This window comes from Burkholderia sp. Ac-20392 (assembly GCF_017104585.1).
In the GTDB taxonomy this organism is placed as follows: domain Bacteria; phylum Pseudomonadota; class Gammaproteobacteria; order Burkholderiales; family Burkholderiaceae; genus Burkholderia; species Burkholderia lata.
In genome coordinates this window covers 1-20086 of record NZ_JAAGPB010000122.1, presented here as the reverse complement: position 1 = coordinate 20086, position 20086 = coordinate 1, and the positions used below count along the sequence as shown (strand labels likewise).

The window sequence follows — 20086 nt, the reverse complement described above, 5'->3', positions numbered from 1 at the left end:
CCTGCGCGACGGCCGCCTCGCGCTCGTGATGGACAGCAACAGCGTGTCGGGTGCCGAAGTGTTCGCGGTGCGGCCGGCATCGCGCCAGGTGCCGTCGAAGGTGCGCGTCGTCATCGATGCGCTCGTCGACGAGATACCGCGCATGCTGGCGTCGGATGATTGAGGTCGGCGCGAGAGCCCCACGAAGCATGTTCGGCTGACGCGGCGTATGATCGTCGCACGCCAAATATACCGGGGACATGCCGTCATGAAGCGGGAGCCGCAGGTCGTCATCGTCGCGTCAGTGACCGTACCGAACCTCACCTGTCATCCGGTGTGCCGCTGATGCGCACGCATGCACGCGGCCCCGGCGCGAGCGGGGTGGATATCCCTGCAACGACACAATGCGAGCGCGCATGACGGCGATCGATACCCCGAATGCCGCACGGCAACCCGGCTGGCTGCGCATCGCGCCCGCGCTGTTCCTGCTGCTGTGGGCAAGCGGCTTCGTGTTCCTGAAGCTCGGCTTGCGCTATGCCGATCCGCTCACGTTCCTCGCGCTGCGCTATGCCTGCGTCGTCGCGTTGCTCGCCGGCCCGTTCCTGTGGCTGCGCCCCGCGTTGCCGCACACGGCGCGCGCATGGCGCGATCTCGTCGTGGTCGGCCTGTTGCTGCAGGCCGGCTATTTCGCATTCACGTACCTGAGCCTGAAGCTCGGCATGTCGGCCGGCGCCGTCGCGCTCGTCACGTCGCAACAGCCGATTCTCGTCGGGCTGCTCGCGCCGATGATTGCCGGCGAGCGCGTCGGCGTGCTGCGCTGGATCGGGCTCGCGCTCGGCGCCGCGGGTGCGGTGCTGGTGATCCTCGCGCGTTCGTCGGTCGATGTCGCGTCGCCGTGGGCGCTCGCGTTCGCGCTGTTCGCGCTTGCGTGCATCACCGGCGGCACGCTGTGGGAAAAGCGCTTCGGCACCGACGTGCATCCGGTCACCGCGAATCTCGTGCAGTACGCGGTCGGCCTGGCGGTCACGGCGCCGCTCGCGTTCGCGCTCGAACCGATGCACGTGCAATGGACCGCCGGGCTCGCCGGCTCGCTCGCATACCTCGTCATCTGCAACTCGCTGATCGCGATCTCGCTGCTGCTCGCGATGGTGCGGTATGGCGAGGCGTCGCGCGTGTCGGCGCTGTTCTTCCTGATCCCGCCCGCGACCGCGCTGATCGCACTCGTCGCGCTCGGCGAGACGATCGGTGCGCTCGCATGGCCGGGCATGGCGCTCGCGGCCGCGGGCCTGTTTCTCGTGATGCGTTATTGAACTGAATCGAATGCGCGCGGGAGGCAGCCCGCCGCGCGCATCTCGCCTGTCGAGACGACGTCCCGGTCATCGACGCGAAATTCGCGCGGCTCCCGGACTGGCCTGGATGACGCCGCGCCGCACCGTTTCAACCTGGCGCCCGCTGCGGATTGCAGTCCACCGAATACTCCGCGTGCTCGCCATTGACGTGCAGCACCAGCGTCGCCTTGCAGATGTCGCCGGAATCGACGCTCAGCCGCATCGTCGCGAGCGGCCGATCCTCGCCGCCGGCGAGTCGCGATTCGCCGGAGCGCGTCAGCGAGGCCGAGCCGGCGCCGCCGGTTTTGGTGATGCGCAGGCTGTACGACACGTCGACCGGCGCGGTCGCCTGCACGTGCGGCACGATGTTCACGCCGCCGGCACTGGCGGCGATGTCGAAATAGGCGTTGAGATCGTGAATGCCAACCATGATCGTCCCCTGTCGAATGAAAAAAAGGCCGAACGGGCAACCGTCCGGCCTTTTCGTTACGCCGGCGGCGCTTAGTGCTGCTTGACCGAAACGGTGTTGTTGAAGCCGTTCTGGTTGATGCTCGCGTAGTTCGCGTTGCCTTGCTGGACCAGCGTGGCGTTGTTGAAGTAGCCGTTCTGCGTCACGTAACCCTGGTTGCCCGAGCCCGACACTTGCGACGCGTTGATGATGTTGAAGCCGCCGGCCTGCGAGAGGCTCAGCACGTCATCCGCACCCGTCTGCGACGCATTGGCGTAGTTGCCGATGTCGCCCGACTGGCTCACCGTCGTCGACGAGCCCGATGCCGACTGCGCCACGGACGCCAGGTTGTCCGCCGACGCCTGCGTGATGGATGCCGTCGAACCGTTCGAGCCGGTTTGCGTGATCGACGCCGTGTTGAACGCGGCCGTTTGCGTGATGGACGCGCTGTTGCCGTAGCCGTACTGCTGCGTGATCGTCGCGTTGTTCGACGCAGCCGACTGGTTGATCGTCGCGTTGTCGCCGAACTCGAACCACTGGTTGACCGTTGCGTTGTTGGCGTCCGCGGTCTGCGTGATCGACGTCGTGTTGCCGGCCGCCGCGAGCTGGTTCACCGTCGCGTTGTTGCCGCTCACGCCGCCCGATTGCGAGATCGTCGTCGTGTTGCCGCCGCCGAACGACGAGTTCACGGTGGCGGTTTCGGTGCCGCTCTGGGTCGTCGTGACCTGGTCGCCTGCCTCGGCGAACTGCGTCACGCTGGCGTTGGTCGTGCCACCGGTTTGCGTGATCGACGTCGCGTTCCCGCCGCCCCAGGTCGTCTGGACGTTTGCGGTGCCGTTGTTGCCGGTCTGCGTGATGCCGACGGTGTTGCCGAACGTGTCCGCCTGCGTCACGGTCGCGTTGTTGCCGATCGCCGACTGGCTCGGCGTGCCCTGGTTGATCGTCACGCTGTTCCAGCCGCCGCCCGATTGCGAAATCGACGCGCTGTCGATATAGCTGTACTGGTTGATCGTGTTGGTGTCGTATTGCGGGCCGCCGGTGTAGACCGACGCCGTTTGCGTGATGTTCGCCGAGAAATCGCCGCCACCGGATTGCGTCACGTAGTTCCGCTCGTTCGACGTGTTCGTCTGCGACACGTTCACGCTCGAATACGGCTGCGCCCACCAGGAGTTCTGCTGGATCACGGTCGTGTCGCCGCTGCCGCCCTGGGTCGTCACGTTGGCGACGAACCCGTAGCGGGGATCGTTGCCGGCTGCCGACTGGTTGATCGTCACCGAATCACCGCTCGTCGCCGTCTGTTCGACGGTTGCCGAGTTGAAGTTGCCGGATTGCCCGATGTTCACGTTGTTCCCCGACGAATCGGCCTGTGCGGCAGCCGATGCGAGCATCAGCACTGCGATTGCGATTGCAGACTTGGTCACCTTCATTTGTTGCTCCTGATTCGAAAGAAAATTCGCCGGAAAAGTCGATCTTCGCCGGCACCCCCGCCAATTGAGGACGCTCTCACGTCCCACACCTCACACCACTCCAAGCAAAGCACTTGCAAGCTGCGTAACCGTTACCGCGTCACCACCGTGGCGCGCGCGCCGATGCCGGTCTGGATCACCTGGATGCCGGTGTTCGATCCGCCCTGCACGATGTTCACCGCGTTGTTGATGCCGTTCTGCGTGACGCGCGCCGACAGCGACGTGCCGACCTGCGTCGATTCGACCGAATTGCCGACGCCGTTCTGTTGCACCTGCAACGTGTTGCCGTTGCCGCGCTGGGTCGCATTCAACGTGTTGCCCAAGCCGACCTGCGACGCCGCGATCCAGTTCTGCGCACCGGTCTGCCGCGCGACGATCGAGTTGCCGTCGCCGGCCTGCCAGGCCAGCGCACCGTTGTGGCCCGCCTGGTCGAGCGATGCGGTATTGCCGACACCGCTCTGCCGGACCGCGACGATGTTGCCGCTGTAGTCGAACGCGGGTTCGGGCGCGCCGAGGTCGTTGAGCGGCACGGGTGCCGCCGACGCCGCCTGCATGGCTGCCGCCGCCCACACGGTCGCGAGCACCCGCCGCATCACGCGGGCGCGCCCGTTCCGATCACGCTGTCGATTCATCATGTTTTCTCCGCTGGCCGGCCTGATGCCGGTTAATGAGTGGACACGCCCGAGCGATCGATCTTCTGCGGGTCGTACGCGGTGTTCGCGTCCTCCATGTCCTGCGCGTATTTCCGGTCTTCCTGCAGATACCGCTGCATCGTCGGGTCGTACCAGTCCTGGTCGTTCTTCAGCGCCCAGGTCTGGTTCGCGACGCCCTGGACGATCAGGTGCGTGAGCGCCGATTCGATCGCTTCGTTCACGCAGATCTGCGCGGGTTCGTTACGCGTCAGCCCGGCTTCCGCCTGCAGCAGGTCCTTGAAGCCGACGAAGCGATAGATGCCCGTGTCGACCTGATAGGAGTAGACGGTCTTGGTCGTCGACACGCTGTTGAGCACCTGGCCCGTGCGGATGTCGATCGCGCGCAGGTTGACGGTGACCTGGTCGATCCGGTATTGCGTCGACCCGCTGATCCCGAGGTAGGCGACGCCGGCCCCGCCGGTCCGGACGTTCGTGTCGTAGCCGACGATGCCGCCCTCGAGCACGATGTTCGCGGGCATCAGCGGCGCCATCGCATCGTTCTGCGCCTTCTTCGCATCCGCGCCGTCGGTGGCGCGCATGATCTTGCGTTCGGTCAGCAGGTCCTGCAGGTTCTCGCGTTCCACCGGCGTGAACCAGCCGGAGTCGCGCATCGCCTTGACGAGGAACGACGCGCCGCCCTGCGTGACCTGCGACGAGAAGGAACTGTCCGGCGATGCCTTGTACTGCCCCGTCAGGTCGCGAAAGCCGTACACGGCCGCGACGATCTTGCCCTTCGGCGGCGGGAGATGCGTGAGGTCGCGCGTGGTGCGCGTCGGCGGCGTCAGCGTCGCGTTGCTCAATGCCGGCATCGGCCGCGTGACGCAGCCGACCAGCGACAGCAGCAACACCGCGCCCATGGCGATCCGTGTCATCCCCGTGTTGAAGCGTGTGCGTTCAGCATTTTTTTTCATGATTCGCTCAGTCGTTTTTTTCGATTTATTGGCCGTTGCTGACGATGAACGTCGAGGTCGCACCCGTCGTCTTGTCGGTGGTCGTCACTTGCAGGCTGCCGTTGCCGGCCGCACTCACGACGATCGTGAAGTTGCCCGTGCTGATCGTCCCCGGCTTGAGCTCGCCGTTGGTGCCGACGATCGAGTTCGTCACCGAGCCGGCAACGCGCGACAGGATCGCCTGCTGCAACTGCGCATTGAACTGGTCGAGCGACGACGTGGACGTCGGCGACGAATAGGCCGACAGCGACGGATCCGTATGCTTGTTCTGCGCATTGGCTTCGTTGAGCAGATTCGGGCCGTTTGCCGGGTTGCCGCCGAAGTTCGGGTTGTTCGGCTGATAAACCAGCGTCGACGACCACGCATACGGCGACGCCGCGGTCATCGCGACCAGGGCGATCAAGCTCAATCTGATTCGATTCATTTTCCCTAACCCCTGTTTTTGATTAATCGACTAAATCTCGTCTTTGGCCAGATCCGAATCGGGAAACAACAAATTCGACAGATCGTCCTGAATGACGGTTTGAAAGGAAATGTTGGCGGCGCTTTCGGCCACGGCCTTGACGTTGGCCCGCGCGATCGGCAGGAAGGTCTGGAACACGCGTTTTTGCTGGAATTCGACCCAGATCAGGCTGCCGTAACGCCCGGACGGGCGTTCGTGAATGGCGACCATGTAGCGTTCGCTCAGCGGGATTTCCGACCACGTCTGCGAGAAGTAGGTATAGAAATCGCGGCCGGCGAGCGTCACGGCATCGGTCGTGACCGTGCCGCCGAGCTGGTCTTCCGGAAGGGCATGGCGGGCGGCGGCCTTGGCACTGGCCGACGCGGCGCCGGCGGCCGGTTGCGCCGCGGCCGGGCCCGCGCCGGGCGCGGGCTTCGGTGCTTCGAGGACGCGTTCGGCGTTCAGCAGCGTCGAGGGCGGCGCAATCGGATGTCCGCCGTTCGCCGCGGCGGCAGGCGGCGCGTCGAGGGTGTCCTGAGCCTGCGCGCGTGCCGTCGCGAAAAGCGACAGGCACGTCACGGCCCCCCAGGCCAATCGCCTGCTTGCGCTCGAAACCATTTCCCCGACCCCCGAATGCACTTTTACGAAATATGGCGCCGCCCGTTTTTTGGGTTATTCGTTCCTGGTCGAACGCGGCACATGGTGGGGGGAGTCAGCAAGAGGCGTGCCTGCTGCTGTTTTAAACGGTTTATATTTTTAAGTCGTTATTCGTCTAATTTTTGAGCGGCATATTTCTGTCACGTAAAACGTTTGCGAGTTCGATATTCATTAACAAGCTTTCTTTTATAAATGGAGCATTACAGTTAAATCAGACGATATTTCCGGAAAATCGTGATTTGGAAATTCCTGGCGATGCTGATGCAGAGAAAACGTAACGTGTTGCTACGGGTTCGCCCGTAACGACACGACGTAACGCCCCGTTACGCACGTAGAATCGTCGGACGAAAGCGCAGGTTCCGGGCTTCCGGCCCGGAAACCTCTCTCCACGCTATTCACGTGAACGGACTTCGGGAGCACACATGTCATCTCGCACCTATCTCGTCACCGGCGCATCGCGCGGCATCGGCCTCGCGGTCAGCACGTTGCTCGCCCGGCGCGGCCATCGCGTCGTCGGCCTTGCGCGTCACGCGCAGGACATCGACTTCCCCGGCGCATTGCTCGCGTGCGATCTCGCCGACATCGAGCAGACGGCAGCCACCCTGGCGCGCATCAGCGAGCAGCACGATGTCGACGGCATCGTGAACAACGCGGGCATCGTGTTGCCGCAACCGCTCGGGCAGATCGATTTCCAGTCGCTGCAGACCGTGTTCGATCTCAACGTGCGCGCCGCGATCCAGGTCACGCAGCACTTTGCGGATGCGATGAAGGCACGCGGCCACGGGCGCATCGTCAACATCTGCAGCCGCGCGATTTTCGGCAGCCTCGATCGCACCGCGTATTCCGCCGCGAAGAGCGCGCTCGTCGGCTGCACGCACACGTGGGCGCTCGAACTGGCCGAACATGGCGTGACCGTCAACGCGGTTGCGCCGGGGCCGATCGAGACGGAACTGTTCCGGCAGACGCGGCCCGTCGGCAGCGAAGCCGAACGCAAGGTGCTCGCGACGATCCCCGCGCGCCGGCTCGGCACGCCCGACGACGTGGCCGCGGTGATTGCATTCTTCCTGTCGGACGAGGCGGGTTTCGTCACGGGGCAGGTGCTGGCCGTGGACGGTGGCGGCAGTCTCGGCGGGCGCAGTTGAAGCCGACGTCGACGCACCGGGCGCCGTAGGCCCGGCGCCCGGCAGCGGCCGGTTTCGGCGCGCATCGCGGGTGCATACATGTGTGCGCGCTGATGGCGGGCATTCTGCTTGCGCGCATATTCCGCCACCCCGTTAGCATGTGACGAATCGGACTTTGGGTGCCGCGCGCGCGACGCTAAGATCGCCGATCCCGTAGATCGAGCGTTCAGAACAATGAAAAAGTCCGCGTCGCCGTTACATGCTTTTCGTTTCCGTGTCGTCTGCGCCGCGATTGCCGGTGCGCTGTCGCTCGCATCGTGCGGCGGCGTCGACAGCGATCCGCCGCCGTCACCCACCAGCACCACGCCGCCGCTGGCTCAGAAACGCCCGAACATCCTGTACATCATGGCCGACGATCTCGGCTATTCCGACATCCATGCATTCGGCGGCGAGATCAACACGCCGAACCTCGACGCGCTCGTCGCGTCGGGCCGCATCCTGTCGAACCATCACACGGGCACCGTCTGCGCGATCACGCGCGCGATGCTGGTGTCCGGCACCGACCACCATCTCGTCGGCGAAGGCACGATGGGCGTACCGACCGACGAACGGCGCGGGCTGCCCGGTTACGAGGGCTACCTGAACGATCGCGCATTGTCGTTCGCACAACTATTGAAGGACGCCGGCTATCACACGTACATCGCGGGCAAGTGGCACATCGGCTCGGGGATCGTCGGCAGCGCGACGGGCAGCGGGCAGACGCCTGACCAGTGGGGCTTCGAGCGCAGCTATGTGCTGCTCGGCGGTGCGGCGACGAACCACTTCGCGCACGAGCCGGCCGGCTCGTCGAACTACACGGAAGACGGCCGCTACGTGCAGCCTGGCCAGCCCGGACAGCCGGGCGGCACGGGCGGCAGCCCGGCCGTGTTCTATTCGACCGATTTCTATACGCAGAAGCTGATCTCGTACATCGATTCGAACCAGCGCGACGGCAAACCGTTCTTCGCGTATGCGGCTTTCACGTCGCCGCACTGGCCGCTGCAGGTGCCCGATCCGTGGCTGCACAAGTATGCGGGCGTGTACGACGCCGGCTACGACGCGATCCGCAACGCGCGGATCGCGCGGCAGAAGGCGCTCGGCCTGATCCCCGCCGATTTCAAGCCGTTCGACGGCCTGCCTGAAACGACGGCCGCGTCGCCCGCGACCGCGAACAACGGCACGGCCGCCGCGAAATACATCAGCGCGGTGCATTCGGCCGCGGACGGCTACAGCGACTACGGCGCCGGCAAGGTCGACAAGCTGTGGTCGAGCCTGTCGCCGGCCGAGCGCAAGGCTCAGGCGCGCTACATGGAGATCTATGCGGGCATGGTCGAGAACCTCGACTACAACATCGGCCTGCTGATCCAGCACCTGAAGGACATCGGCGAATACGACAACACGTTCATCATGTTCCAGTCGGACAACGGCGCGGAAGGCTGGCCGATCGACGGTGGCGCCGACCCGACGGCGACCGACACCGCGAACGGGCAGGAGCCGATCTATTCGACGCTCGGCACCGACAACGGCAAGCAGAACGCGCAGCGCCTGCAGTACGGGCTGCGCTGGGCCGAAGTGAGCGCGTCGCCGTTCCGGCTCACGAAGGGGTATTCGGCCGAAGGCGGCGTATCGACGCCGACGATCGTGCGCCTGCCGGGCCAGACGCAGCAGTTGCCGACGCTGCGCGCCTTCACGCACGTGACCGACAACACGGCGACGTTCCTCGCGGTCGCGGGCGTCACGCCGCCGTCGCAGCCGGCGCCGCCGCTCGTCAACACGCTGACGGGCGTCGACCAGAACAAGGGCAAGGTGATCTACAACAACCGCTACGTGTATCCGGTCACCGGCCAGTCGCTGCTGCCGGTGCTCACGGGTACCGCGACGGGCGAAGTGCATACCGCGCCCTTCGGCGACGAAGCCTACGGCCGCGCCTACCTGCGCAGCGCCAACGGCCGCTGGAAGGCGTTGTGGACCGAGCCGCCGCTCGGGCCGCTCGACGGTCACTGGCAACTGTACGACCTTGCGTCGGATCGCGGCGAGACGACCGACGTGTCCGCGCAGAACCCGTCGGTGATCAGCACGCTCGTCGACCAGTGGAAGACCTACATGAGCAACGTCGGCGGTGTCGAACCGCTGCGTCCGCGCGGCTACTACTGAACCCGGGAGCGACACGATGCGGTTCCGGTTCTGGACGATCGGCGCGGCGCTTGCCGCCACGCTGTTCGCCGCCGCGTTTGCGGCCGGCTATGCGAATCCCGTCGCGCCGGCGGGCGATGCATTCGACGACGCGAATCGCGGCCGCGCGCTTGCGCCGCTCGGCTCGGAGCGACAGTGCGCGGGCTATTCGGGGCTGCCGGCCGGATGGCGCGACGACCCGAAGGCCGGGATGGTGCACTTGCGCGGCGGTGCATTCGCGTTCGGCAGCACGCGCGGCTATGCGGACGAGCGCCCGGTCGGCGACGGCCGCACGCGTGTCGGCGGGTTCTGGATCGACCAGACCGACGTGACGATCGCGCAGTTCGCCGCGTTCGTGCAGGCGACCGGCTACGTGACCGAGGCCGAGCAGCAGGATGGGGCGGCCGTGTTTCATGTGCCGACGCGCGACGAGATGAACGCGCGCGACCTGGCGTGGTGGTCGTGGGTGAAGGGTGCGTCGTGGCGTCATCCGCGCGGGCCGGGCAGCGACGTCGACGGGCTCGGCAACCTGCCCGTCACGCTCGTCACGCAGCGCGATGCGCTCGCGTATGCGCGCTGGCTCGGCCGCGACCTGCCGACCGAGGCCGAATGGGAATACGCGGGCAAGGCCGGCCGTGACGATGCATCGCTCGATGCGGCGCCGCGCGATGCGCAGGGCAAGCCGGCCGCGAACTACTGGCAGGGCGTGTTCCCGGTGCTCGACACGGCCGAGGACGGCCATGCGGGGCTCGCGCCCGTCGGTTGCTACGCGGCGAACGGGTTCCGGCTCTACGACATGATCGGCAACGCATGGGAATGGACCAAGGACGCGTACACGGGCCCGCACCAGTCGCACACGAACGGCGATACGGCGGCCGTCGCGCCGCCGACGCGCCGGCACGATACGCCGATGGTCATCAAGGGCGGCTCGTTCCTGTGCTCGCGCGATTACTGCGTGCGCTATCGCGCGTCGTCGCGCGAACAGCAGGAAGCCGATCTCGGCGCGTCGCATATCGGGTTTCGCACGATTCTGAGGGATGCATCATGAAGCGCGTCATGGCTTGCGTGGGCGCATGGCTGATGGCGGCGTGCGCGGTCGTTCATCCGGGTTTGACCGTTGCCGCCGAATCGGCCGCACCGGCCGTGCGCGTCGGCGTGACGCGCGGCGTCCATGCGCAGATCCTGGACGAAGTGAAGCGGGTCGCGGCGTCGCGAGGGTTGGGCGTCGACGTCGTCGAATTCGACGATGCATCGCGCATCGATGCGGCGCTGGCCGAAGGCCGGATCGATGCAGCCAGCTTCGAGGATGGACAACAGCTTGCCGCGACGCGCGCGCAGAAACGCTACGCGCTGACCGACATCGCGCCGACCGTCACGCTGCCGATGGCGCTCTATTCGCGCAAATTGAAGAACCTGAACGAACTGCAGCCTGGTGCGACGGTCGCGATTCCCGCCGATCCGCGCGGGATGGCGCGCGCGCTCGTGCTGCTGCAGAACGACACGCTGGTGACGCTGCGCGAGCGGGCCGGCCTGCGTGCGACGCTGCGCGACGTGACCGGCAACCGGCTCGGGCTGAAGCTCGTCGCGCTGCGGCGCGATCGCCTCTACGCGGCGCTCGACACGGTCGCGTTCGTCGCGATCGACAGCGACGAGGCCGCGCGCGCCGGGCTGCAACCCGCGCGCGACAGCATCAGCATCGAGGATGCGCGCTCGCCGTATGCGAACGTGCTGACGGTGCGCGATGCCGATCGCGCGAAGCCGTGGGTGACGCAGCTCGTCGCCGCGTATCACTCGGACGACGTCGCGCGCTTCATCCTCACGCGCTATCAGGATTCGGTGCGGCGGCCGTGGTAGACACCTGGCTGCTCGCGTGCAACGCCTGCGGACGCTGCTGCAACAGCGCGCCGACGCTGTCGTTGCGCGAACTGTTCCGGCATCGGCATCGCTTCGTCGGGGCGCTGACGATCCGTCGCGTGCCGAAGCGGCGAGCGGGCGAGCGCTGGCATGCGGGCGGTCGCGAGCACGCGCTCGATGCGGAAGACGTCGCGGCGTCCGAGGCGCTGGCGGCACGGTTGTTTCATCGCTCCGGTGTCGCGGGGAACGAATGGATCGCGCTGACGCTGCAGGGCTACGACTATCCGTCGCTCGGCCGGTGCGCGGCGCTGGCCGACGACGGACGCTGCAGCGTGCATGCGGACAAGCCGTCAATCTGCCGCGCGGTGCCGCTCGATCCGATGCTGCCCGACCGCTTGCAGTCCCGTGTGCTGGCCGCGCGGCGCGACGATGCGGGGTGGCTTGGCGCGAACTGCATCGTCGAAACGGCGAGCGCGCAATCGTCCGTGGCGTCTTCCTTTCCGATTCCGCTGGTGACGGCCGGGCAGGTCGAAGACCGTGCGGCGCTCGACGCGTATCGCGATGCGCTCGCGTTCGAGCGCGCGGTGTGGCGCGATGCGGTGTTCGCATCGTTGACCGATGGCGGGCAGGACGTGCGGCATGCGCTGTCGCGGCTTGCGCCTGGCGGCTACCTGACCGTGTCGATCGTGCCAGTCCTGTTGGCCGTTGCATCGGTGTCCGCGCATTGCCACGCGCTGTGCATCGCATTCATCGACGCGCAACTCGCGTTGATCGGTGCGAACATCGAAGCGGCACTCGCGCGCCGGCATGCCGACGACCGGCCCGCGACGCGCGAGTTGCGCGGCTTCGCGCAGGCGCTCGAACGTGCGCGGCACGCACTGGCCACGATGCCGGCGCCCGCGGCCGGCCTGCGTGACGACGCACCGCGCATCGACGCGTGGCTCGCCGACCGTCCGGACTTCGACACGCTCGCCGCCTGACAATCCCGAAGTATTGCACCTGCCTTACAATCGGCGCTCTTTCAATCTCTTGCGATGGAGCGGGCATGTACGCGTCGACCTTCATTTTCCGTGCCGGGCAATACGACGACGAATTCCACCGGCTCGACCGGCAGATCGCCGACATGGCGCGCGCGACGCCCGGCTATCTCGGCGAGGAGACGTGGGAGAACGCCGAATCGGGGCTGATCCAGAACGTCTACTACTGGGAGTCGGAGGCGGCGCTGCAGCAGCTGATGCAGCACCCGGCGCACCTCGAGGCAAAAACGAAGCAGGCGCGCTGGCTGGACGGCTATCGCGTGGTGATTTCGAAAGTGTTGCGCGAGTATGGCGACGGCAAGCTCACGCAGCCGCATGCGGGGCAATCCGCCTGAATGGCTGTCTGATTCATTTCTTTCGCATTACGGATCAATAACAAGGCGACGAACCCGGAAACCCACGTCTACACGCGGGTTTCCGCGACATCGCGTGCAATCAATTCTTCATCAAGCATGGCTAAGGTGGCGGGGCTTCACGTCGTCAGTCTGTCCACCAACAACGTCCTCACTCGATGTCGTACGGAGCCTTGTCCATGCCGAATTTCGCCTTGTCCGCGAAGCGCCGCCGCGCGCTGCGCGATCGTACCGTTCCCGTCTTCGCCCTGACGCTGATTGCCGCAAGCATCGGCGCACACGCTGCCCCGCATGACAACGACGGCGACAGCCGTTTTACGCCGGGCTTCGTGCCGGGCTTCCTGGTCCTCAGCCGCAGCGTGTACGACAACGTGTCGAGCAACGTCCAGCCCGGCGCGATCCTGCCGCCGAACTGCGCGAAGACCACCGGCGGTTGCGGCACGGCATCCGGCGCGCCGAACGACGGCACCTATCCGTACGTGTGGAACAACGACCGCTACGATGGCAGCTTCGGCATCACGTCGCGCATCTTCCTCGACCAGATCACGCCGGCCGGCGGCGTCGTCAGCACGCTCGAAGTGCCGAACAGCCTGCAGAAAGGCTTCGCGCACGACCAGATGGTGACGAGCTTCAGCTCGAAGTCGGAACTCGGCCTGCACCTGTCGCTCGACGGCAGCTACCTGACGTTCATGGGCTACGTCGCGCCGGTCAACACGATCGACGTGTCGAACTCGAACACGCCGCTCGCGGTCGATACGACGAACCCGGACGGGCAGAACTTCTATCGCGCAATCGCGCGCATCGATCGCCACGGGCATTTCCGCTTCACCGAGACGAATGCGTACAGCGGCAACAACGGCCGTGCGGCGATCCTGAACAATCGCGACGGCCACGAGATCTACTACACGTCGGGCAACGCCGGCAACGGCTCGAACCCGCAGCCGGACAACGTGATCCTCGGCGCGGGCGCGCAGTTCATCGATGGCGCGAAGCATCACGAAGCGCAGCAGGATCCGGGCGTGCCGACGCCGCTCGCGAGCTTCTCGGTCACGGAACTCGGCGCGAAGGCCGACAAGATCGGCAAGGACGACAACTTCCGCGGCATCGCGGTGCACGACAACGTCGTGTACTACACGAAGGGCAGCGGCGGCAACGGCGTGAACACCGTGTACTTCGTCGATACGACCGGCACCGCGTGCCCGTCGGGCGTCGGCGTGCCGTCGCCGAAGGCCGTGCTGCCGACGGCGCCGCTCGCGTACAACGCCGCCACGCTGCAGACGGCCGGCCTGCCGAACAACATGTGCGTGCTGGCCGGCTTCCCGACCACGCCGAACAAGACCGCGACGACGCTCTCCTATCCGTTCGGGATCTGGTTCGCCGACGCGAACACGCTGTATGTCGCGGACGAAGGCGACGGCTACACGGGCGGCGCGGACCTGTACACGCATGCCGCTGCGCAGACGACGGCGGGCCTGCAGAAGTGGGTCTACGACGCAGGCACGAAGCAGTGGAAGCTTGCATACACGCTGCAGAACGGGTTGAACCTCGGTCAGCCGTATTCGGTCGCGGGCTATCCGGCGGGCAACAACTCGGCGACGGGCCTGCCGTGGGCACCGGCGACGGGCGGCCTGCGCAACCTGACGGGCCGCGTCGAACGCGACGGCACGGTGACGATCTGGGCGATTACGTCGACGGTCAGCGGCAACGGCGATGTCGGCGCGGATCCGAACCGGCTGGTCGCAGTGCGTGACGTGTTGAAGAACACGAGCGCGGCGACGGCTGCGCACGAGCAATTCGCCGTACTGCGGACTGCGAAGTTTGCGGAAGTGCTGCGGGGTATCGAGTTCGCGCCGGGGACGGACACGGGGCGGTCGCACTGACGCAGGTGCGCCCCGGCTGATGCCGGGGGCAAGGGCACGGCCGCGAGTCCCACGGCCGTGCCCCTCAACTTTGTTGCGGCGAGGATTCAGTCGGCGCGTTGCGTTTCACCGTCGTTCGGCTCCACCTGCGCCTGCGCCGCGCGCTGCCAGATCGGGAACATCGCGTTCCTGACCGATGTTTGCGCATCGATGACCGTGCGGTGATCGATGCCCGGCAGGTCGAGCAGCCGGTCGACCGCCGCTTTCGCGCCGTCGGCGCCCTGCGGGAACCCGCACGCGAACTGCTTGTTCGTATCGAACAGGATCCACCAGACGGACGACCCGTACGGCCCCTGGTCGTTGGTTTCGATCACGACCGCACCGAGGTCGGACAGCGCGATTCCGTGCGTTGCGCCCGTGTGATCGGTCGCGTCGATACGCGTATCGGTCGCGGTCACCGCCCAGTGGCTCGGCGGGACGGGCGAAACGGGCGGTGACGGTGCGGTGTCGAGTTGCGCCGCGCCGCCGGAATCGGCACGCTCGGCGGCCTCCATCGCATCCATCGGATCAATGAAATCCATCGGATCGATCGATGCGGCCGGGGCATCCGGCGCGATCGCCGCCGCTGACGCGGCGGCATCCTGCTTCCCGCGCCCGCCGATCCACGGCAACGCGGCGGCGCCGGCCATCGCCGCCATCCACAGGTAGTACCCGATGCCGAATGCATGGATCGGCTTGTAGTCCGGGCCGGTCGGGATCGTGTGCCATCCGAGTGCGAAGGCCACGGCCACGGCCACGGCGAGCAGCGCGGACACGATGCGGTTCGGCTTGATCAGTGCGACGACCAGCAGCGGGTTGCCGAGCCACGCGAATTGCAGGTCGAGGATCGCGAGCGGGCCGATCGCGAGCACCATGTAACCGCGCCACCAGTTCACGGCGCCGGCCGCATTCGGCGGTTCGGCGGCGACCGGCAGCAGCAGCGACACGACGTACAGCGCGACGATGACGGCGCGCGCGAGGTTCAGGCGAGCGGAAGCGGTGCGAGTCTGCATGTTGCCTTCTTGTTGTGCAGGGGCGTGCGAAGCGTTGAATGCCGGACGGCCGTGCCGGCATTCACGACGCGTGGCGGCCACGCGCCGCTGGCGATTGTGGGCGATTCGCGCGGCGATGTCGAATGCGTAGCCAGGATGCCCGGCCTCGCCATCCGCCGGCCCGCACCGCATCAAAGCGCTTCGACCAGCAACCGCTTGCTCTTCTCGCAATACTCGTGACATGCGGCCCGCGCCGCAATCGACGCGCCGTGTACGAACCGCGGCGCATCGGCCCGCCGCGACATCGACACGACGATCGACGGCGGTGACGGCTGCAGCGGCAGCTCCACGACTTCGCCGCTTTCGATCAGCGCATCGACGAACAGCACCGGAATCGCCGCCACGCCGAACCCGTCGCGCACGAGCTGCACGATCACCGAGATCGACGGCGATCCGGTGATGCGCGTGTCCGACAGCGGCACGCCGTGCGCGTGCGCGAGTGTGCGGACGATATCTTCCAGCGCACGATGAGGCGCCGTACCGCGCCCGTAGGTGAGAATCGGCTGGCGCAGCACCTGCCGCGCGAGCCCCGTGCGCGTGTTCGGCAGCAGCCCCGCGCGCGCGATCCAGCGCACCGGATAGTTCGCGAGCGCATCGCACACGACCGACGCCTCGTCGCTGCCTTCCACGCGGATGATCAGGTCGAGCTCGCCCGCCATCAGCCGGCGCTGCAGCACGACGCTGACGTCGACGGTCAGGTCGATCTCGAGCTGCGGATAGTCGGCCGCCAGCCGGCGCATGTAGTGCGGCAGCCAGCTGTGCACGACGGTCTCGATCACGCCGAGCCGCAGCTTGCCGCGCAGCGCGCTCTCGCCGGACGCGGCGGCCTGCAGCTCCTGGGTCGCCTCGACCACGGCTTTCGCGTAGCCGAGCAGGTATTCGCCGTTCGGCGTGAGCCGGAATTCGCGGCTGTCGCGGTCGACGAGTACCGTCTGCAGTTCGTCCTCGAGCGCCTTCAGGCGCTGCGAGATCGCGGCCGGCGTCGCGTGCAGCGCGGCGGCCGTCGTGCGGAAGTTGCGCAGCTTCGCGAGCGTGACGAAGGTTTCGAGAAAACGCGTGTTCATGGCGGCCGGAAAGAGGGTGGATGCGCACTTTGCCGGTGAGGAAAAGTGAACGGAGCCGGGGAAAACCCCAAGATCCGTTAAGAAATTCTATACACGGAGCGCAAAAAAACTCGTTGGCGACAAAATTTTTTCTTTTCTATTCTTCGCCGTATCCGATGACACGGCACCGTCATCCCGACGACATACCGATCTGCGATAGAACCTCATGACGCCTTCCGAATTCCGCCAGTCCGTGCGCCACGGCGCGTTCCGCGGCCCGACCGCAGGCCACTGCGGCCCGTACGCGCAAGCGAACCTCGCGATCCTGCCCGAAGCGGTCGCGCACGATTTCCTGCGCTTCTGCCAGGCGAACCCGAAAGCCTGTCCGCTGCTGGGCGTCGGCGAACCGGGCGCGTTCCGGGTCAGCGCGCTCGGCGAGGATCTCGACATCCGCACCGACGTGCCGAGCTACAACGTCTACCGCGACGGCCGCCTGACCGAACGCGTCGAGTCGCTGGAAGCGCTGTGGCGCGACGATTTCGTCGTGTTCGCGATCGGCTGCTCGTTCTCGTTCGAGGACATGCTGGCCCGCGAAGGGATCGGCTTGCGCCACGTCGAGGAGGGGCGCAACGTACCGATGTACCGCACGTCGATTCCGAATCGCCGCGCGGGGATCTTCGGCGGCCAGCTCGTCGTGTCGATGCGGCCGATGCGCGGCGCCGACGCGATCCGCGCGGTGCAGATCACGAGCCGGTTTCCGGGCGTGCACGGCGCGCCGATCCATCTCGGCGATCCGCGCGAACTGGGCATCGCCGATCTGAACGCCCCCGAATTCGGCGACGCGGTGACGATCCGCGACGGCGAGCTGCCGGTGTTCTGGGCGTGCGGCGTGACGCCGCAAACCGCGCTGATGGACGCGAAGCTGCCGATCGCGATCGCGCATACGCCCGGCCACATGCTGATGACCGACATCACGAACGCGTCGCTGGCCGTATTCTGACCCGCGGCGACGACCAACCGCACGACCACCCGCACGCACGATTGCCATTTGACGGCGCATAACGACAGGAGCACCACCATGGAAAGCAAGACCCTCGCGGCGAACGCCGCGGAGCCCGCGAGCCCCGAGCGCAACGGCCTGTTCTCGTGGTACGGGGATGCGCAGCCGCGCGAGCGCCGCGCGTTCTGGAGCTGCAAGGTCGGCTACATGCTCGACGGGATGGACACGCAGATGCTGTCGTTCGTGATCCCGACGCTGGTCGCGACCTGGGGCATCTCGTTCGCGGATGCGGGCTTCATCGGCACGATCACGCTGCTCGCGTCGGCGGCCGGCGGCTGGATCGCCGGCATCCTGTCCGACCGGATCGGCCGCGTGCGCACGCTGCAGCTCACCGTGCTGTGGTTTGCCGTGTTCACCGCGCTGTGCGGGCTCGCGCAGAACTACCACCAGCTGGTCGCGGCGCGCGCGCTGATGGGCTTCGGCTTCGGCGGCGAATGGACGGCCGGCGCGGTGCTGATCGGCGAAGTGATCCGCGCGCGCGATCGCGGCAAGGCGGTCGGCCTCGTGCAGTCGGGTTGGGCGATCGGCTGGGGGCTGTGCGCGCTGCTGTATGCGCTGCTGTTCTCGGTGCTGCCGGCCGAGCAGGCATGGCGCGCGCTGTTCCTCGTCGGCCTCGCGCCCGCGCTGCTGGTCGTCGCGATCCGCCGCTACGTGAAGGAGCCGGACGTCTACGAGAAGGAGAAGGCCGCGCAGGCGAAAGTGGCCGATGCGCCGCGCCTCACCGAGATCTTCGCGCCGAAGCTGATCACGACGACGCTGCGCGCGGCGCTGCTGACGACGGGCGCGCAGGGCGGCTACTACGCGATCACGACGTGGCTGCCGACGTTCCTGAAGACCGAGCGGCACCTCACGGTGATGGGTACCGGCGGCTATCTCGCGATGATCATCTTCGGCTCGTGGGTCGGCTACCTGACGAGCGCGTACCTGACCGACCGCCTCGGCCGCAAGCCGAACTTCATCCTGTTCGCGGTCGGCTCGATGGTGATCGCATTCGCGTACACGTCGCTGAACCTGACCAACGCATCGATGCTGTGGCTCGGCTTCCCGCTCGGCTTCTTCGCGTCGGGCATCTTCTCGGGGATGGGCGCATTCCTGACCGAGCTGTTCCCGACCCGCGTGCGCGGCTCCGGCCAGGGCTTCTGCTACAACGTGGGCCGCGCGATCGGTGCGCTGTTCCCGTTCCTGATCGGCGCGCTGTCCAAGCAATACGGGCTCGGCATGAGCATCGGCATCTTCGCGGTCGCCGCGTACGGCGTGGTGATCGTCGCCGCGCTGACGCTGCCCGAGACCCGCGGCCGCGAACTCGACGCCGCGTAAATGGCGGGCCGGCCGGCCCTTCGTTTTTCTTCCCCTTTGACCGACCCCGTGACACGGCGCGCGACGCGCGCCGTGCGGCGGCGCTCGTCCTACGATTCCACGACGCATCGACCCGACATCATGACTGACCGACACCTTTCCCCCGTTCCCTCCGACGCCGCACGCTGGCAATTCTGGATCGACCGCGGCGGCACGTTCACCGACATCGTCGCGCGCCGGCCCGACGGCACGCTCGTCACGCACAAGCTGCTGTCGGAGAACCCCGAGCAGTACCGCGACGCGGCCGTGGCCGGGATCCGTCACCTGCTCGGCCTCGCGGCCGGCGAGCCGATCACGCCCGAGTGCGTCGACATGGTGAAGATGGGCACGACGGTCGCGACCAACGCGCTGCTCGAACGCAAGGGCGAACGCACCGCGCTCGCGACGACGCGCGGCTTTCGCGACGTGCTGCGCATCGCGTACCAGAACCGGCCGCGCCTGTTCGATCTCGACATCGTACTGCCCGACGCGCTGTACGAGACCGTCGTCGAGATCGACGAGCGCATCGGCGCGCACGGCGACATCGTCGTGCCGTTCGATGCGCAGGGCGCCGAAGCATCGCTGCGCCGCGTGTTCGACTCGGGCGTGCGAGCGCTCGCGATCGTGCTGATCCACGGCTATCGCTACACCGCGCACGAACGCGCGCTGGCGGACCTGGCGCGCCGCATCGGCTTCACGCAGGTGTCGGTGTCGCACGAGGTGTCGCCGCTGATGAAGATGGTGTCGCGCGGCGACACGACCGTCGTCGACGCGTACCTGTCGCCGATCCTGCGCCGCTATGTCGAGCAGGTCGCGCACGAGATGCCGGGCGTGAACCTGCAGTTCATGCAGAGCAGCGGCGGGCTGACGCGCGCCGACGCGTTCCAGGGCAAGGACGCGATCCTGTCGGGCCCGGCCGGCGGCATCGTCGGGATGGTGCGCGCCGCGCAGGCGGCCGGCTTCGAGCGCGTGATCGGCTTCGACATGGGCGGCACGTCGACCGACGTGTCGCACTATCACGGCGAGTTCGAGCGCGTGTTCGAGACGCAGGTGGCCGGCGTGCGGATGCGCGCGCCGATGATGAGCATCCATACGGTTGCGGCGGGCGGCGGCTCGGTGCTCGGCTTCGACGGCGCGCGGCTGCGCGTCGGGCAGGAATC

Annotated in this window: 19 protein-coding genes and 1 pseudogene; 12 read left to right on the top strand and 8 right to left on the bottom strand. The window is 66.9% G+C overall.

What is annotated here, in order from left to right:
* Both G3N99_RS41910 and G3N99_RS15870 read left to right on the top strand, forming a co-directional pair.
* Window positions 1-163: pseudogene (locus G3N99_RS41910) on the top strand (LysR family transcriptional regulator); the annotation flags it as partial.
* Between the two features lie 232 nt (window positions 164-395).
* On the top strand, window positions 396-1289 hold the full coding sequence (locus tag G3N99_RS15870) for a DMT family transporter (RefSeq protein ID WP_206122865.1): 894 nt from the start codon (window positions 396-398) through the stop codon (window positions 1287-1289).
* Between the two features lie 127 nt (window positions 1290-1416).
* Here the strand turns inward: G3N99_RS15870 and csgH are convergent, their stop codons facing one another.
* From csgH to G3N99_RS15840, 6 genes are all read right to left on the bottom strand, one after another.
* The gene (csgH, locus tag G3N99_RS15865) at window positions 1417-1737 is read right to left on the bottom strand and encodes a curli-like amyloid fiber formation chaperone CsgH (RefSeq protein ID WP_206122864.1); all 321 of its coding nucleotides are present in this window, start codon (window positions 1735-1737) and stop codon (window positions 1417-1419) included.
* Between the two features lie 71 nt (window positions 1738-1808).
* Window positions 1809-3182, bottom strand: coding sequence for a hypothetical protein (locus G3N99_RS15860; RefSeq protein WP_174938247.1), 1374 nt, complete (start codon window positions 3180-3182; stop codon window positions 1809-1811).
* Between the two features lie 131 nt (window positions 3183-3313).
* Window positions 3314-3856: a hypothetical protein gene (locus G3N99_RS15855; RefSeq protein ID WP_206122863.1), complete on the bottom strand. Its 543-nt coding sequence runs from the start codon at window positions 3854-3856 to the stop codon at window positions 3314-3316.
* Window positions 3857-3885: 29 nt separating this feature from the next.
* Window positions 3886-4824 (bottom strand): CsgG/HfaB family protein, encoded by a 939-nt coding sequence (locus G3N99_RS15850; protein WP_174938250.1) that lies wholly within the window; start codon window positions 4822-4824, stop codon window positions 3886-3888.
* A gap of 25 nt (window positions 4825-4849) precedes the next feature.
* A complete protein-coding gene (locus G3N99_RS15845; protein ID WP_241011672.1) occupies window positions 4850-5272 on the bottom strand; it encodes a curli assembly protein CsgF in 423 nt (140 codons plus the stop codon).
* Window positions 5273-5317: 45 nt separating this feature from the next.
* Window positions 5318-5923, bottom strand: a complete 606-nt coding sequence (locus G3N99_RS15840) for a CsgE family curli-type amyloid fiber assembly protein (RefSeq protein ID WP_174988512.1) — start codon at window positions 5921-5923, stop codon at window positions 5318-5320.
* Between the two features lie 461 nt (window positions 5924-6384).
* On the opposite strand from G3N99_RS15840, the gene G3N99_RS15835 reads away from it, so the two are divergent.
* The 7 genes from G3N99_RS15835 (at window position 6385) to G3N99_RS15805 (ending at window position 14418) form a co-directional block, all read left to right on the top strand.
* The gene (locus tag G3N99_RS15835; protein WP_206122861.1) at window positions 6385-7104 is read left to right on the top strand and encodes an SDR family oxidoreductase; all 720 of its coding nucleotides are present in this window, start codon (window positions 6385-6387) and stop codon (window positions 7102-7104) included.
* A 213-nt stretch (window positions 7105-7317) separates the two neighbouring features.
* Window positions 7318-9276 carry an arylsulfatase gene (locus G3N99_RS15830; protein WP_206122860.1) on the top strand — a complete coding sequence of 653 codons (1959 nt, stop codon included), beginning with the start codon at window positions 7318-7320 and terminating at the stop codon, window positions 9274-9276.
* 16 nt (window positions 9277-9292) lie between these two features.
* A complete protein-coding gene (locus G3N99_RS15825) occupies window positions 9293-10342 on the top strand; it encodes a formylglycine-generating enzyme family protein (RefSeq protein ID WP_206122859.1) in 1050 nt (349 codons plus the stop codon).
* A complete protein-coding gene (locus G3N99_RS15820; RefSeq protein ID WP_206122858.1) occupies window positions 10339-11148 on the top strand; it encodes a MetQ/NlpA family lipoprotein in 810 nt (269 codons plus the stop codon). The genes G3N99_RS15825 and G3N99_RS15820 overlap by 4 nt, the downstream gene beginning before the upstream one ends.
* Window positions 11142-12128: a YkgJ family cysteine cluster protein gene (locus G3N99_RS15815; protein ID WP_206122857.1), complete on the top strand. Its 987-nt coding sequence runs from the start codon at window positions 11142-11144 to the stop codon at window positions 12126-12128. The genes G3N99_RS15820 and G3N99_RS15815 overlap by 7 nt, the downstream gene beginning before the upstream one ends.
* 65 nt (window positions 12129-12193) lie before the next feature.
* Window positions 12194-12520 carry an antibiotic biosynthesis monooxygenase gene (locus G3N99_RS15810; protein ID WP_039354446.1) on the top strand — a complete coding sequence of 109 codons (327 nt, stop codon included), beginning with the start codon at window positions 12194-12196 and terminating at the stop codon, window positions 12518-12520.
* Between the two features lie 197 nt (window positions 12521-12717).
* Window positions 12718-14418, top strand: a complete 1701-nt coding sequence (locus tag G3N99_RS15805; RefSeq protein ID WP_206122856.1) for a hypothetical protein — start codon at window positions 12718-12720, stop codon at window positions 14416-14418.
* A gap of 86 nt (window positions 14419-14504) precedes the next feature.
* Here G3N99_RS15805 and G3N99_RS15800 read toward each other — a convergent pair whose 3' ends face one another.
* Window positions 14505-15449: a hypothetical protein gene (locus G3N99_RS15800; RefSeq protein WP_206122855.1), complete on the bottom strand. Its 945-nt coding sequence runs from the start codon at window positions 15447-15449 to the stop codon at window positions 14505-14507.
* Between the two features lie 170 nt (window positions 15450-15619).
* A complete protein-coding gene (locus tag G3N99_RS15795) occupies window positions 15620-16552 on the bottom strand; it encodes a LysR family transcriptional regulator (protein WP_011356169.1) in 933 nt (310 codons plus the stop codon).
* A 205-nt stretch (window positions 16553-16757) separates the two neighbouring features.
* Here G3N99_RS15795 and G3N99_RS15790 point away from each other — a divergent pair, with 205 nt between their 5' ends.
* The 3 genes from G3N99_RS15790 to G3N99_RS15780 form a co-directional block, all read left to right on the top strand.
* Window positions 16758-17531 carry a putative hydro-lyase gene (locus tag G3N99_RS15790; RefSeq protein WP_206122854.1) on the top strand — a complete coding sequence of 258 codons (774 nt, stop codon included), beginning with the start codon at window positions 16758-16760 and terminating at the stop codon, window positions 17529-17531.
* A gap of 78 nt (window positions 17532-17609) precedes the next feature.
* Window positions 17610-18908, top strand: coding sequence for an MFS transporter (locus G3N99_RS15785; protein ID WP_174938268.1), 1299 nt, complete (start codon window positions 17610-17612; stop codon window positions 18906-18908).
* 120 nt (window positions 18909-19028) lie between these two features.
* On the top strand, window positions 19029-20086 hold a 1058-nt coding region (locus G3N99_RS15780), incomplete at its 3' end, for a hydantoinase/oxoprolinase N-terminal domain-containing protein (RefSeq protein ID WP_277396376.1).